We start from the raw sequence: 15,197 nt of genomic DNA on the forward strand, positions 1-15,197 counted from the left end.
TCTTGAGCTATGGAATCTATCCTTGAAATTCGCCAGCTTGGGTAGTGGTAGTGAAGGCAACGCACTGCTGATATCGGCCACTTCTGCCGGCTGCACGACCAATGTGATGCTTGACTGCGGTTTCGGCATACGCGAAACCGAAAGGCGCCTGGCCCGCCTGGGCCTGGATGGCGCCTCCCTCTCTGCAATTGTCGTCACCCACGAACATCAAGACCACATCGGCGGCGTTTTCAAATTCGCCCGCCGACATCGCTTGCCGGTCTGGCTTACCTACGGCACCTTCCAGGCGCTGCGCCAGGACTGCTCCGGCGTGACGGTCGGCTTTTGCCGCGACGGCGAAGCCCTCGCCATCGGCGATCTGCAATTAACTCCCTATACAGTCCCGCATGATGCGCGCGAGCCGGTGCAGTACGTCGTCACCGATGGCAAGCATAAGCTGGGCGTGCTGACCGATGCCGGCAAGCTGACCGATCACCTGGTGCAAGCCTTGGGCGGTAGCGATGCGCTGGTGCTGGAGTGTAACCATGATCGAGAAATGCTGCGCAACTCGGCCTATCCGCCGTCGCTCAAGCGCCGTATCGGCGGCGAGTACGGCCATTTATCGAACCAGGCGGCGTGTGAGATTCTGAAGGCGCTGGACCAGTCGAGATTGCGCAAGGTGGTGGGCGCACATCTGAGTGCCCGCAATAACTTGCCGGAGTTGGCTTACGCGGCATTGTCCGATGCCCGTCGCAACGAATTGGTGGAGATCACGATCGCCTGCCAGGAAGAAGGTTTCAGCTGGATCGAGATTTGAGCTGTTGCGGATGCGGGAAGATAAGGCGAGAAGGGTGGCCTGGGGTTAAAACGCAGGCAATAAAAAAGCCGACCAGAGGTCGGCTTTTTCTACGCAACCAATGATTACTTGGAAGCAGCAGGTGCGGCAGCAGCTTTAGCAGCGTCAGCAGCAGCGTCAACAGCTGTGTGAGCAGCATCAGCAGCAGCGGAGCCAGCAGCAGCAGCGGCAGTACCGGCAGCAGTTGCAGCGTCAGCAGCAGCGGAACCAGCGGCAGTTGCAGCAGCAGCAGCGTCGGATGCAGCGGAAGCAGCAGCGTCAGCAGCAGCAGGTGCTGGAGCAGCCATTGGTGCTGGAGCCGAAGCGTCAGCAGCAGGAGCTTCGTCTTTTTTGCCGCAAGCAGCCAGAGTCAGAGCCAACAGGGATGCGATCAACAGTGTTTTTTTCATGAATGTTCCTTCAGTAGTAATCAAAATTTTTGCGATGAATAATTACCGGTAATTATCGCTCTACAGGATGTTTTCGCAGTGCTTTGCCGGGACTGCGCATCGCGATGCAACAAAAACTTTCCAGCTCAGGATTATAGCCGGAATTTGTTAAATATGACATTGACGGTTTGCTATTTGGTAAGAATTTGTATCAACGCAACAGCGCTTTTCCATCTTATGGAAGCCGCTTCAATTTTATGGATGATGCGTGAGTACTGACGGCTGTCAGAATGACTGATAAAAAGTGCAGGGCGATTGCCGTTGAAACAGTGCGATGGCAGGCATCGTTGACTGTTGGATTGGCTTTGAATTTGTTAAATACTGTCAATCGTGAATAATATTTAAGCAAGCCGGCGGTAAATATTAATTCGACGTTTGTTTTATTATTAATTACATTTAACGAATTTCTATTTGTTTTATGCACGGTTTTTATGCAGAAAGTGTTTCAATCTTTAGCAGATATTCAAATATCGTAAGCAGATAATAAAATCGCCACTTTACTTTTCGGAGCGAGAGGCGGATGTTCCCGGAAAGTTCACCATTCCAAAAACATCCCGCCACAATCAGCCGAGCGTAACCCAGCCGTCTTCATACCAGGTGTACAGCGCGTCCAGCACGTCGGTCGATACTTTTGCGGCTGCTGCGCTGTCCAGGCGGCGTTCGTTGGCCAGCAAGGTCAGTGACGCCTTGTCGGCGCGGCCGATGGAAAACGATTCGCCATTGATGAATACGTGCTTGCCGCGATACAGCATCTGGGTCTTGCGCGACAGCGCTATGCCGCGCTTGCCGAGTGCGGCGGTAAAGCGCGCCAGCGTCAAGGGTTTGGCCGGCGAGTCGAAGAATACGCTGGCCTTTGGCTCCGACAAGTATTGGCCAACGAAGATGGCGATATCGTCGTCGGTGAAGCGCACTTTATTCAGCTCATCTGCAATCTGCGTCAGCATGCTGGCGCTGATTTCCGCCGGATGCTTGCTGACTTCCAGTTGCGGATCGGCATAGCGGCCGGGCAGGTCGATCGAGTCGGCCATGAATTGCAGGAAGGCTTCGCCCAATTCCTGGAACGGCGGCGCGCGGAAGCCGATCGAATAAGTCATGCATTCGCCGACGGCGACGCCGTCGTGCGCATATTGCGGCGGCAGGTAGAGCATGTCGCCGGGTTCGAGCACGAACTCGTCTTCGGGCTTGAAATTCTTGAGGATCTTCAAGGCGCTGCCTTCCACCAGGGTCAGGTCCTGGGTGGCGCCGATTTTCCAGCGGCGCTGGCCATGCGCCTGCAGCAGGAATACATCGTAGGAATCGAAGTGCGGACCGACGCCGCCGGTGTCGGTAGCGTAGCTGATCATCAGGTCGTCCAGGCGGGCGTCGGGAATGAAGCGGAACTGGCGCAGCAGGGCGTCGGCGTTGTCGTCATGCAGGTTGACGCCTTGGACCAGCAAGGTCCAGTCTTTCTGCGCGGTCGTCGGCAAATCGGTGACCGGGCCGTTGCTGACTTGCCATTGCTGCTTGAAATGCGTGACCAGCCGCGATTCGACATCGTCGCGCCGGGCCAATTCAAACAGCGCCTCGGGCGACAGCAGCGGTTTGAAGCCGGGTAAGGCTTGACGAATCAACAGCGGCTTTTTATGCCAGTAGTCGCGCAGGAATTGTGCGGGCGTCATTCCGCCCAGGAGTGTGGAATTTTTCATGCGCGTATTATATCGGGTTGCATGCCGTAAAATTAGGCAAGGACTGCTGATTCCATGCGCTACCGGTATTTTGCATGCGGCTTATCGCATCGGCGCGAGTAAATTTTGCGTTCTCGGCAAGGCGGGGCCATTCCGGCGGGTATAATCCCAACGCATGTTAAATGAAAGGAATGATCATGAAGATTGCCAAAAATACGGTAGTGACTGTACGCTACAAATTGTCAGATGCCCAAGGCAATCTGATCGAAGAAAGCAGCGAGCCGATGGTGTATTTGCACGGCGGCTATGAAAACACGTTGCCGAAAATCGAAGAAGCACTGGATGGCAAGGAAACCGGTTATCACACCGAGCTGCAGGTCGAGCCGGACGACGCCTTTGGCGAATACGATTCGAATCTGGTCAAGATAGAGCCGCGCAACCGTTTGCCGACACCGCTGGAAGTCGGCATGCAGTTTGAAGGCACGCCAGACAATGAAGATGAAGAAGAGCAAGCCCTGATTTTCACGGTGACCGATATTGCCGACGACAAGGTCGTGCTCGACGGGAATCATCCGCTGGCCGGCATCGCCTTGCGTTTCGACCTGAACGTGACGGAAGTCCGCGCCGCGACAGAAGAAGAAATCGCGCATCAGCATGTCCACGGCGCCCACGGTCATCACCACGACGACCAGGATGAAGACGGCGCGGACGATCATTTCCGCAGTCATCCTATCCACTAAATCGCAGGGCGGTTGCTGCCTCCCATGCGATGCCGTTCCCGGAAAATGCCGTGGCCCGTAGCCGGACCCTAGACGAACAGGGCTTGTACTTCGCGCCGCATTTCCGGGGTCAGCTGGCCAGCCTCCCTGGCCAGGTTGACTTGCTTGGCAGCCTTTGCCACGGCAACCATCCTTTGTTCCAATTGATAGCCGCCTTTCCATGCTAGCCATGTAAAGACATCGGCCAGATGCCAGATGGCGACATTGCCGTCGTGAATCGGGGCCGGAAAACTGGCATTGTTAACCATCAGCTTGCGCATATTCTGGCGACTCACGCCCAGCAGCTCCGCCACGTCGGTCAGTCCCACAAAATCGGGCGTCGCCTCGATCAGGCTGGCGCCGGGAATGGCGCGCTTGACGTCTGCCAGCGCACTCAGCAGCGCGGCTTCGGCAGTTGCGGATTCGCGGGTGAATGCGAGGGTGATGCGGCGCACCTGGCCGACGCCGACCAAGGCGTCATCGCAATCGGCTGCGCCGAGACGTTCGACCAGCTGATCATGGTCGCCGTCCGCGGCAGAGAGCTGGTACTTCAGGGTGAAGGTGTATTCCATGATGGTATTACTCCGTTTTTTTGTTGCTATCTGCTATCTGCTGTCTGCTGTCTGCTGCCTGTGCGTCGTGCAGTTGTCCACTACGCGTTTTAATGCACGAGCATGATTGCCCGGATTCCTGGGTGTGCTCCAGACGCAGGTGATGCAGAATTCACCGCAACGGCATTCCGCATCGTTATAAGAGCAATAGATCTTGCCCCAGGCATGACTGCCGCCGATTTTCACTCTCCAGCCGCAGCTTTCCGCATGCTTAAGGGACTCTTCGATTTCCTTTTGCGGATGAGAGGGGCGAGTCATGAACGTCTCCAGTGTAGATGGTCGCCCATCAGGGTGTCAAGTGACAACCTTGTGTTTTTTGATATACGCATGTGCAGCAGCCAGTTTCGCAAAAGAGCGCACTGAAAAATAGATGTTTTATCAACTGATGCGAAACTTAGGCGCGTCCTTAGAACGCAGGTTCTCAGGCGGGGAGATGAGGTACTTAGCGGCGCGTCAGCTTTGCCTGGTCGGCGTTCTTGCCAAGATCGAACAGCTTGGGATTGGCCGGGTCGAAGTTGACTTTCAGCCAGCTGCCGCTGACTTCCAGGTCGCCCAGGTTGCGTTGCCAGACGATAGCGGTCGAGGCGGGCGTGTCGGCGCCATGCGGGCCGTGGATGATCAGCACCTTGCCGCCGAACTGGCTGGCGTGGACGCTGATGCGCTGGCGGATCTCGGCGAAGCCGTCGCGCTTGACGTTGAAATCGAAGACTCGATGACGCTGGGTCGCCAGCGGATCGCCATCGCAAAACAAGACGACCGCATCCGATTTTTTTTGCGCCGCATTCAGGAAAATCCGCTGCAGCCATTCGCGGTTGGCGATCTGCCGGTCTTCGAATTCGCTGTTGCGGCCGCCTTCCGCCAGATAGTGGTTGTTGCTGGCCGGCAGATTGATGGTGGCGAACACCACGTTGCCGATCTCCCACCTGGCGTTTTCCACATAGCTGTGGAATTTTGGCGAGGTCGATTGCCTGATCAGGGGGATCTTGCTGTCGCCGAAAGAGAATTCGTCGGAGAAAAACAGATCGCGCACCCGGTTCAGGCGCTCGATCGCAGCCGAGCGGTCGGCCGCGGTGCGGCAGGTCACCCAGTCGCTGGCCGAGAGCGACACGATCAAGCCGTTTTTGGCGCTGCTTAACAAAGCCTTGCGCTGGCTGTACAACTTGTCCGAGCAAGGCTCGCTGCTGGCTTTGATGCCGTTCGCCACCACAAACGCCAGGTTGTCGGCATCGGTTTCGGCGATGGCGTTACGCAGCGTGGTTTCGTCGGAGTTGCTGCGAAATGCGTGGGCGATCACGGCAAAGCTGAAGCTGGTGGTGTCGGCCAGCGCCGCGCCGCAATTGACCGTCAGCGCCGCCGCCAGGCTGAGCAGAAGCATCAGTCTCGACGGCAAGGCTGCCGATGGTTTGCGTAGCAGCGCGGCGTTCATCAGTTTTTTTGCGCCGTCGTCAGATGCTTCAGGCGATACAGCTGTTCCAGCGCTTCGCGCGGCGTCAGGGCGTCGGGGTCGATGCCGTCCAGGGTTATGATCAGCTCGTTGCCCAAGGCGTCGCTGCCATCGGCGGCATCGGCTTCCTCATGCGCATCCATGCTGGCTGCTTGTGCAAACAGATCGAACTGCGGCGTCGCCTGCATCGATTGCGACTCCAGCAGGGCCAGGTGCTTGCGCGCGGCGCGGATCACCGGCGACGGCACGCCAGCCAGCTGCGCCACCTGCAAGCCATAGCTTTGCGACGCGGGACCGGCCTGGACCGCGTGCAGGAAAACGATGCTGTCCTTATGCTCGACCGCCGACAGATGCACGTTGGCGGCCGACGGATGCAGGTCCGGCAGCTGGGTCAGTTCAAAGTAGTGCGTGGCAAACAGGGTGAAGCTGCGGCTGACGTCGATCAGGTGGCGGGCGATCGCCCAGGCCAGCGCCAGGCCGTCGAAGGTTGAAGTGCCGCGGCCCACTTCATCCATCAGCACCAGCGAGTTTTCAGTGGCGCCGTTAAGAATGGCGGCCGATTCGGTCATCTCCACCATGAAGGTGGAGCGGCCGCCGGCGAGGTCGTCGGCGGCGCCGATGCGGGTGAAGATGCGGTCGATCGGCCCCAGCACCGCGCTGTCGGCCGGTACATAGCTGCCGACGTAGGCCAGCAGGGTGATCAGCGCGACTTGCCGCATGAAGGTCGATTTACCGCCCATGTTGGGGCCGGTGATCAGCAGCAGCTTGCGTTCGGTCGAGAGCTGGCAGTCGTTGGCGATGAAGCGTTCGATCTGCTTTTCAACCACCGGATGGCGGCCTTGCACGATCTGGATCGCCGGTTCCGTCACCAGCTGCGGCAGGCACCAGTCATGGCGCGCGGCGTGGTCCGCCAGCGCCACCAGGGTATCGAGCTGGGCCAGCGCGTGGGCGATGTTTTGCAGGGTGCCGATATGCGGCGCCAGGTCTTGCAGGATCTGGTCGTACAGCATTTTTTCGCGCACCAGGGCGCGCTCCTGCGCCGACAGCGCCTTGTCTTCAAACGCCTTCAGTTCCGGCGTGATGTAGCGCTCTGCGTTCTTCAGCGTCTGGCGGCGGCGGTAGTCGTCCGGCACCTTGTCGGTCTGGCCGTGCGTGACTTCGATGTAGAAGCCATGCACCTTGTTGTATTCGACCCGCAGGTTGGCGATGCCGGTGCGGGCCCGTTCGCGCGTCTCCAGGTCGACCAGGAACTGGCCGGCGTTTTCCGACAGTCCGCGCAGTTCGTCCAGTTCGGCGTCGAAGCCGGCGGCGATGACGCCGCCGTCGCGCACCATGGTCGACGGTTCCGCGGCAATCGCGCTTTGCAGCAGCTGCAGGCAGTCGATCGGCGTTGCCAGCGCCGTTTGCAGCTCGCGCAGCAAGGGCGCCTGATTTTCGGCTTGATTCTCGCTGCCGCACATGGCGATGTCGGCGCGCAGCGCATCCAGTTGCTGCAAGCCGTCGCGCAAACCGGCCAGGTCGCGCGGCCGGGCCGAGAGCAGGGCGATGCGGGCGGTGATGCGTTCGATATCCGGCACCGCGCTGAGGGTGCTGGAAATGGCACTGCCGGCATCCGCCGCCATCAAGGCGCCGATCGCGGCGTGGCGGCCGCGCGCCACCGTCTGGTCGCGCTTGGCGTGATGCAGCCAGTGGCGCAGCAGGCGCGAACCCATCGCGGTGCGGCAGTGGTCCAGCAGCGAGAACAGGGTCGGCGCGCCGGATGCGGCATCCTGGCCGCGGATGGTTTCCGTCAGTTCCAGGTTGCGGCGGGTGGCGGCGTCCAGGCCGATGAATTCATTTTCGGTTTCAACCGTGAGCGTGCGTACGTGCTGCAAGCCCTTGCCCTGGGTCGACTGAGCGTAGCGCAGCAAGGCGCCGGCCGCGCCGATGGCGGCGCTCAGGCCCTCGGCGCCGAAGCCGCTCAGGGTGCTGACGGCGAGCTGGTCGAGCAGCGCTTTCTGGCCGTGGGTAATGTCGAAATGCCATTCCGGCACATTGGTGGCCTTGTCGACCACGCCCTTGGCCAACATGGCGTCCACCATGTCGGCGACCAGCACTTCAGCCGGTGCGATGCGTTCCAGTTCCTGCTTCAGCAGGGTGTCCAGGGTCGCCGCTTCGCAAGCGAATTCCATCATCTTCAGCGCGCCGCTGGCGAGCGACAGCCAGGCCATGCCGACCTTGAGCGTCTTGCGCTGCTGGGTGACGAACAGGGCCAGCAGCGGCTGGTCGGATTTTTCCGGCAGCAGGTTGGAATCGGTCAGGGTGCCGGGCGTGATCACGCGCAGCACTTTGCGGTCGACCGGCCCCTTGCTGGTGGCCGGGTCGCCGATCTGTTCGCACAGCGCGACCGATTCACCCAGCTTGATCAGCTTGGCCAGGTACTGGTCGGCCGAATGGAAAGGCACGCCGCACATCTTGATCGGCGCGTTGTTGTAGGTGCCGCGCGAGGTCAGCGTGATGCCGAGCAGGCGCGTGGCCTTTTCCGCATCTTCGAAAAACAGTTCGTAGAAATCGCCCATCCGATAGAACACGAGCGTGTCCGGATAGTCGGCCTTGATACCGAGATATTGCTGCATGCCGGGTGAGATTTTTTGCGCCGCTACCGTCATTGGGCGGCTCGCTGATAAGAAACTGAGTGCATTAAATGGGTTCTTTCTCAGGCGCCGCTGGCGCCTGATTACTGGAGTATTCGGGTCTGATGCAGCCGATATTGTAAGCGGAAGCCGGCCCAGCCGCCATTTCTTTGCGGTTTCGGCAATCCACGGAAAAGCGCCGCGGGCGGCGCCTGGCCGCCCCGGCTGTCAGCGCGGCGGGGCGCTGTCCTGGTAGAACATTTCCCGCATCAGGAACTGCTGCAGTTCGTCCGTATCCTTCAGGCGCGCGCTGAGGGTGATCACGCGTCCCAGGCGTTGCGAGCGCCAGGGGATGTCGGTCTGGGTTTTCTTGCGGATCATGTCGATCATCTTGTTGACGATGGCCGCTTCGATGCTGATTTCGCCGCCGCGCTCGACCGGGATGTATTGCGTCGCGCTGCGGTTGTTGTCCGTGCTCCAGCCATGGAACACCAGGTTGGCGCGGAACGGCGTCTTGTCGCGCACCTCGAAGATGCCGCCGTTTTTCGCCTTGTCTATGCCCATCCAGCCGCGTTGCGCCTGGATGTTGGCCTTGGCGATGTCGTTCGGCGACTGCGGCGCTTCCTCGCTGGGCGAATCTTCGCCCGCCAGGGCGCGTTCCTGCGCCTGGGCGGCTTCGCGCTGTTCACGCCGCGCCTGCAGCTGCGTGGAAAAATCTTCCTGTACCGATTGCGCGTACTTGGGGGCGTCCGGCTGCGGCGTGACCACAGTGCGCGGCGCCTCCGGCGTGACCGGCATGCGTTCCTGCGCGACCTTGGGGGGAGTGCGGCGCGGCTTGGCCGGCGCCAGCGCGGTCTTGGGCTTGGCCGGCGGAGCCGGGGTCTTGACCGCCGGTTTCGGTGTGCTGGTGGGCGCCGGCGCCAGAGTGATGCTGACCGCGCCCATGTTGCCTTGCGCCGGCGACTGGATTTCGACCGGCAGCTGAGTCAGCAGATACCAGATGCCAGCAACGTGGAGCAGGATGGAAATCAGCACGCCGACGATCTTGGGGATGCGTTGCTGATTGGCGCGTCGTTTGTCTATCCACGACAATTTGCCCGGTTTTACACTCCCTTCCTTCATCGGTTCAGCCTTGTTTGGTCGACTTGCATGCAAGTCTGCTGGCGGCGCCGTGCGCAGCCGCGTGGTTCATGAGTAAAGCGCCTGTACGTAAATTGCTCATTTTACGGTAACCAGTTCAAAACGCCACGGCCGGCGGTCCGGCCGGAAGCCAGGCAGGCGGTCAGCAGATAGCCGCCGGTGGGGGCTTCCCAGTCAAGCATTTCACCGGCGCAAAACACGCCGGGCAAGGCGTTCAGCATCAGTTGCCCGTTCAAGCCGTCAAACGCCACGCCGCCGGCGCTGCTGATGGCTTCATCGATAGGGCGCGGCGCCAGCAAGGTCAGCGGCAGCGCCTTGATGGCATGCGCCAGCCGCAGCGGATCGATAAAATCTGCAGGCGGCACCAGTTCCCGCAGCAAGCCGGTCTTGACGCCTTTCAGTCCCAGCCGGCTTTGCAGGTGGCTGGACCAGGAGCGGGCGCCGCGCGGCCGCGCTACTTCATCGATCACTCTTTGCAGCGGCCAGTCCGGCAGCAGGTCGATCCGGATCGTCGCGCCTTCGCCGCTGTCGGCGATGCGGTCGCGCAACCCGGCCGACAGGGCATAGATCAGGCTGCCTTCGACGCCATGGGCGGTGACGACAAATTCTCCCTGCTTGCGCGCCGGCGGCTGAGCGTCGTCGGCGCCGGTCAGGATGGCTACCGACTTCAGGTGCTGGCCGGCAAAGCGGTCGCGGAAATATTCGCTCCAGCCGACGTCGAAGCCGCAATTGGATGGCCGCAACGGCGCCACCGGCACCGCGCGTTGCGTCAGCAGCGGCAGCCATCTGGCGTCGGAGCCGAGCCGCGCCCAGCTGCCGCCGCCGAGCGCCAGCACTACCGCATCGGCCTTGACGGCGATGTTGCCTTGCGGCGTCTCGAAACTGAGGGCGTCGTGCTGGTCCCAGCCCAGCCAGCGATGGCGCATGTGGAACCGTACGCCGGCCTGGCGCAGGCGATGCAGCCAGGCGCGCAGCAGCGGCGCGGCTTTCATGTCGGTCGGGAACACGCGGCCGGAAGAGCCGACGAAAGTGGCGATGCCCAGCTCCTGCACCCATGCGCGCAGCGCATCCGGGCCGAACTGCTCAAGCATGGGCGAGATCTGCGCGCGGCGCGTGCCGTAGCGCGAGAGAAAGGCTTCGTAGGGTTCGGAATGCGTCAGGTTCATGCCGCCTTTGCCGGCCAGCAGAAATTTGCGGCCGACCGACGGCATGGCGTCGTAGACGTCGACCTGGACGCCGTCGGCGGCCAGCACTTCGGCCGCCATCAATCCGGCAGGGCCGCCGCCGATAATGACGGCATGCCTGGTAGCGCGCGTTGCTGCTGTTTGTATTTCGGGATTATTCAACGAAGTCATCTATAGCCGGGAAACCGCCGGACGCAAAGCCGGTCCGGCAGGGTTTGCAACTTTACCATATGGAGGGCCTGGTTTAGGCAGGGCGCGAGCGCGGGATGTAGCGCGACGATGGGTTTTCAGCACGGGATTCGTGGAAGTCTTTGTCTGCGGAAAGCGCGGAAAACACCAAAAAAAGCATCGGCAGCCGTCGATCTCCGGCTTTTTTCGCGGATTTCGTGTTTTTCGTAGACATGTTTTTTCAGAACGATAACAAATCAAGGCAAAAAAAGGAGGCCCGTTTGCACTGGCCTCCTTTACAGAGAGTTACATTTTTCTTGCCAGATAAACGCTAGGAAACAATAGCGAATATCGCGCCGGGCTTAACGCTTCAGCTGGCTGATATCGCGCACCGCGCCGCGGTCGGCCGAGGTCGCCATGGCGGCATAGGCTTGCAATGCCTGCGACACGTAGCGTTGGCGATTGACCGGCTTCCAGCCATCCTTGCCCTTGGCATCCATCGCCGCGCGCCGCTGCGCCAGTTCGCTGTCGCTGATTTTCAGGTGCATGCGGCGTTCAGGGATATCGATTTCGATGATGTCGCCTTCTTCCACCAGGCCGATGGCGCCGCCTTCCGCAGCTTCCGGCGAGGCGTGGCCGATCACCAGGCCGGACGAGCCGCCGGAGAAGCGGCCGTCGGTGAACAGCGCGCAGGATTTTCCCAGGCCCTTGGATTTGATGTACGAAGTCGGATACAGCATTTCCTGCATGCCGGGGCCGCCCTTAGGTCCTTCGTAGCGGATGATGACGACGTCGCCGGCATGGACCGTATCGCCGAGGATCGCTTCCACCGCGTCGTCCTGGCTTTCAAAGACGCGCGCGCGGCCGCTGAATTTGAGGATGCTTTCATCGACGCCGGCGGTTTTGACGATGCAGCCGTTTTCCGCCAGGTTGCCGTACAAGACCGCCAGCCCGCCGTCTTGCGAATAAGCGTGCGCCTTGTTGCGGATGCAGCCGTTGTCGCGGTCGGTGTCGAGGCTGGTGAAACGCTTTTCCTGGGAAAACGCGACCTGGGTCGGCACGCCGCCGGGCGCCGCGCTGAACAGCTTGTGCACCGCCGGGTCCTGGGTTTGCGTGATGTCGTTGTTGGCGATCGCGTCGCCCAATGTTTTGGCGTGGATGGTCGGGCGGCTGGTGTCGAGCAAGCCGGCGCGCGCCAGTTCGCCCAGGATGCTGACGATGCCGCCGGCGCGATGGACGTCTTCGATATGGTATTTGTCGGTCATCGGCGCGACCTTGCACAGGCAAGGCACATGGCGCGAGATGCGGTCGATATCGGCCATCTTGAAATCGACTTCGGCTTCCTGCGCCGCCGCCAGCAAGTGCAGCACGGTGTTGGTCGAGCCGCCCATGGCGACGTCCAGCGTCATGGCGTTTTCAAACGAGGCCTTGGTGGCGATGGAGCGTGGCAGCACCGAGTAATCGTCTTGCTCGTAATGGCGCTTGGCCAGTTCCACGATCAGGCGTCCGGCGCGCAGGAACAGTTCCTTGCGGTCGGCGTGGGTGGCGAGGATGGTGCCGTTGCCGGGCAGGGCCAGGCCCAGCGCTTCGGTCAGGCAGTTCATCGAGTTGGCGGTAAACATGCCGGAGCAGGAGCCGCAGGTCGGGCAGGCCGAGCGTTCGATTTCAGCGATGTCGGCATCGCTGACCGAGGCGTCGCCCGCCTTGATCATGGCGTCGACCAGGTCGATCTTGAAAATCTTCTGGTCGATGACGGCAACGCCCGGCAGCTTTTCCACCACCTTGCCGGCTTCCATCGGACCGCCGGAAACGAATACTACCGGGATGTTCAGGCGCATGGCGGCCATCAGCATGCCCGGAGTGATCTTGTCGCAATTGGAGATGCAGACCATGGCATCGGCGCAGTGGGCGTTGACCATGTATTCGACCGAATCGGCGATCAGTTCGCGCGACGGCAGCGAATACAGCATGCCGCCATGGCCCATGGCAATGCCGTCATCGACCGCGATGGTATTGAATTCCTTGGCGACGCCGCCGGCCGCTTCGATCTCGCGCGCGACCATCTGGCCCAGGTCCTTCAGGTGGACATGGCCGGGGACGAACTGGGTAAAGGAGTTGACCACCGCAATGATCGGCTTGTCGAAATCGCCGTCTTTCATGCCGGTGGCGCGCCACAGTGCGCGGGCGCCGGCCATGTTGCGGCCGTGGGTGGTGGTGCGGGAACGATATTGCGGCATGATGTGCTTCTCCGGGAAAGTGGCTTCAGGGCTAGCGTTAGAGTGCCTTGCCCATAAGGCTGTGTCAAATATATGATTTATGCTCTATTAATATAATTTGCATATATATCGAGGCAGGGGTATTTATCGATTATTTACTATATAAAGATATTATTTTGTTTTTATTTTCTTATGATTCAATAAATAATAGAAAATTATTCTAATAAAATCTATTTATGAGCAATTTGTTGCAATAATTTTCCACGCTCACACTCCTACAATAGACACAGGTAATCACGCCGTACAGTCATTTTTTGGAGGCCCTATGTCTAACCATCCTACTTCCAGTTCCCCGGCCACGCATGTCGATACGCAGCTGGTCCATTGCGGCCGCGAGCCTGCGCGCTTTGCGGGGATGGTGAACACGCCGGTGTTCCGCGGCTCGACCATCATCGCCAACAACCTGGAAGACTGGGAAGCCAGTCGCCAGATCGACAATCCGATGTCCAACTACGGCCGCTTCGGCACGCCGACCACGCGCTCCTTCGAGCAAGCGATCGTGACGCTGGAAGGCGGTCATAACTGCCTGGTGTTCCCGTCCGGCCTGTCGGCCTGCACCCATAGCATCCTGGCTTTCGTCAAAAGCGGCGACCATATCCTGATCACCGACAGCGTGTACGGCCCGACCCGCACCTTCGCCGACCGCGTGCTGCGCCGCATGGGCGTCGAGGTGGAATATTTCGATCCGCTGATCGGCGGCGACATCCGCCAGCTGATGCGGCCGAACACCAGCGTGGTGTTTGTCGAATCGCCCGGCTCCTGGACTTTCGAGGTGCAAGACATCCCGGCCATCGCGGAAGAAGCGCACAAGGCAGGCGCCTACGTCCTGCTCGACAATACCTGGGCTACCCCCTTGTTCTTCAAGCCCTTCGAGCATGGCGTCGATGTTTCCATCCACGCCGCCACCAAGTACATCGTCGGCCATTCCGATGCTTTGCTGGGCGTGGCCAGCGCCAATGAGCGCGCCTGGAACATTCTCAAGAACGGCGCCCACGATTTCGGCCAGACCGCCGGACCCGACGATATCTACCTGGCCTTGCGCGGCATGCGCAGCATGGCGGTGCGCCTGCGCCAGCACTCGGAGAGCGGCATCCAGCTGGCCGAGTATCTGCAGAGCCAGCCGCTGGTGGAGCGGGTGCTGCATCCGGCCTTGCCGTCCGATCCGGGCCACAAGCTGTGGCAGCGCGATTTCCTTGGCGCCAGCGGTTTGTTTACGATGGCGTTGAAGGAAGTCGGCCGTCCGGCGCTGTCCAAATTCTTCGACGGCTTGCAGTTGTTCGGCATCGGCTTGTCCTGGGGCGGCTTTGAAAGCCTGGCTTTGCCGCTGGATAAACCGCCGACCCGGGTGGCGTCGAAGATCACTTACCCGAATCCGCTGGTGCGGATTCACGTCGGGCTGGAGAATGTCGACGACCTGATCGCCGACATGGGCTTGGCGTTCAAGCGCATGGAACAAGCGCTGTAGAGTTAATCCAGTCCGGCGTAGTCAAGCGGCAGCGCCGTGGTGTGCTTGATCTGCTCCATGGCGAAGCTGGCGTTGACGTCGAACAGAGCGTTGGACTGCGTCAGCTTCTGGTACACCGCATCGTAGGCGGCGATGTTCGGCACCACTACCCGCAGCAGATAATCGATATTGCCGCTCATGCGGTAGAACTCGACCACTTCCGGAATCAGTTTGACGGTATTGCTGAATTGCGCATACCAGCCGGCGTTGTGCTGGCTGGTCTTGATCGAGACGAATACCGTCACGCCGACATTCAGCTTGTCGGCGTCCAGCAGCGCCACGCGGCGCAATATCACGCCGTCTTCTTCCAGCTTCTGGATGCGGCGCCAGCATGGCGTCGACGACAGATTGACCTTCTCGGCGATTTCCGCCACCGGCGTGCTGGCGTCTTCCTGCAGGATGGCGAGAATCTGTTTATCTATTTTATCCATGGTCGGCTTGAGTAAGGAGAGGGGCTGGCCGCTGCTGCTGTGGCAGCGGCGCGCCGGCAGCAACGAGTGTAGCGCCAGTCGTGCCGCCGGTGTGATTTTCGAGTGTTTTGCCTATGTACTTGATTGACTTTGCCGGCCGGGT

Annotated in this window: 14 protein-coding genes; 3 read left to right on the top strand and 11 right to left on the bottom strand. The window is 60.4% G+C overall.

The features are described 5' to 3' along the window. Window positions 1-22 precede the first annotated feature (22 nt). Window positions 23-796 carry an MBL fold metallo-hydrolase gene (locus AC07V8_RS01980; RefSeq protein ID WP_494676889.1) on the top strand — a complete coding sequence of 258 codons (774 nt, stop codon included), beginning with the start codon at window positions 23-25 and terminating at the stop codon, window positions 794-796. Window positions 797-900: 104 nt separating this feature from the next. On the opposite strand, the gene AC07V8_RS01985 is transcribed toward AC07V8_RS01980, so the two are convergent. Beyond that, window positions 901-1,224, bottom strand: a complete 324-nt coding sequence (locus AC07V8_RS01985; RefSeq protein WP_211440760.1) for a hypothetical protein — start codon at window positions 1,222-1,224, stop codon at window positions 901-903. 602 nt (window positions 1,225-1,826) lie between these two features. Further along, complete coding sequence (locus tag AC07V8_RS01990; RefSeq protein ID WP_494676888.1) at window positions 1,827-2,948, bottom strand: JmjC domain-containing protein; 1,122 nt, start codon at window positions 2,946-2,948, stop codon at window positions 1,827-1,829. Window positions 2,949-3,124: 176 nt separating this feature from the next. Between AC07V8_RS01990 and AC07V8_RS01995 the strand changes: the two genes are divergently transcribed. After that, a complete protein-coding gene (locus AC07V8_RS01995; RefSeq protein ID WP_061946072.1) occupies window positions 3,125-3,667 on the top strand; it encodes an FKBP-type peptidyl-prolyl cis-trans isomerase in 543 nt (180 codons plus the stop codon). Window positions 3,668-3,735: 68 nt separating this feature from the next. Here the strand turns inward: AC07V8_RS01995 and AC07V8_RS02000 are convergent, their stop codons facing one another. The 8 genes from AC07V8_RS02000 to ilvD form a co-directional block, all read right to left on the bottom strand. Then, on the bottom strand, window positions 3,736-4,257 hold the full coding sequence (locus AC07V8_RS02000) for a helix-turn-helix transcriptional regulator (RefSeq protein ID WP_494676887.1): 522 nt from the start codon (window positions 4,255-4,257) through the stop codon (window positions 3,736-3,738). Between the two features lie 33 nt (window positions 4,258-4,290). Then, on the bottom strand, window positions 4,291-4,554 hold the full coding sequence (locus AC07V8_RS02005; RefSeq protein WP_494676886.1) for a hypothetical protein: 264 nt from the start codon (window positions 4,552-4,554) through the stop codon (window positions 4,291-4,293). Between the two features lie 184 nt (window positions 4,555-4,738). Continuing rightward, entirely contained in the window at window positions 4,739-5,671 is a 933-nt protein-coding gene (locus tag AC07V8_RS02010) for a hypothetical protein (RefSeq protein WP_494676885.1), read from the bottom strand. A gap of 50 nt (window positions 5,672-5,721) precedes the next feature. Next, window positions 5,722-8,388, bottom strand: a complete 2,667-nt coding sequence (gene mutS, locus AC07V8_RS02015) for a DNA mismatch repair protein MutS (RefSeq protein WP_494676884.1) — start codon at window positions 8,386-8,388, stop codon at window positions 5,722-5,724. A gap of 192 nt (window positions 8,389-8,580) precedes the next feature. Then, window positions 8,581-9,474 carry a hypothetical protein gene (locus AC07V8_RS02020; RefSeq protein ID WP_494676883.1) on the bottom strand — a complete coding sequence of 298 codons (894 nt, stop codon included), beginning with the start codon at window positions 9,472-9,474 and terminating at the stop codon, window positions 8,581-8,583. A 101-nt stretch (window positions 9,475-9,575) separates the two neighbouring features. After that, window positions 9,576-10,847 carry a TIGR03862 family flavoprotein gene (locus AC07V8_RS02025; RefSeq protein ID WP_494676882.1) on the bottom strand — a complete coding sequence of 424 codons (1,272 nt, stop codon included), beginning with the start codon at window positions 10,845-10,847 and terminating at the stop codon, window positions 9,576-9,578. A gap of 73 nt (window positions 10,848-10,920) precedes the next feature. Next, the gene (locus AC07V8_RS02030; protein ID WP_494676881.1) at window positions 10,921-11,079 is read right to left on the bottom strand and encodes a hypothetical protein; all 159 of its coding nucleotides are present in this window, start codon (window positions 11,077-11,079) and stop codon (window positions 10,921-10,923) included. Window positions 11,080-11,206: 127 nt separating this feature from the next. Then, window positions 11,207-13,081 carry a dihydroxy-acid dehydratase gene (ilvD, locus tag AC07V8_RS02035; protein ID WP_494676880.1) on the bottom strand — a complete coding sequence of 625 codons (1,875 nt, stop codon included), beginning with the start codon at window positions 13,079-13,081 and terminating at the stop codon, window positions 11,207-11,209. 304 nt (window positions 13,082-13,385) lie between these two features. On the opposite strand from ilvD, the gene metC reads away from it, so the two are divergent. Continuing rightward, window positions 13,386-14,585 carry a cystathionine beta-lyase gene (gene metC, locus AC07V8_RS02040; RefSeq protein ID WP_494676879.1) on the top strand — a complete coding sequence of 400 codons (1,200 nt, stop codon included), beginning with the start codon at window positions 13,386-13,388 and terminating at the stop codon, window positions 14,583-14,585. A gap of 2 nt (window positions 14,586-14,587) precedes the next feature. On the opposite strand, the gene AC07V8_RS02045 is transcribed toward metC, so the two are convergent. Continuing rightward, a complete protein-coding gene (locus tag AC07V8_RS02045; protein WP_061946074.1) occupies window positions 14,588-15,055 on the bottom strand; it encodes an Lrp/AsnC family transcriptional regulator in 468 nt (155 codons plus the stop codon). Window positions 15,056-15,197 lie beyond the last annotated feature (142 nt).

This window comes from Collimonas sp. GW821-FHT02H07, from assembly GCF_059421505.1.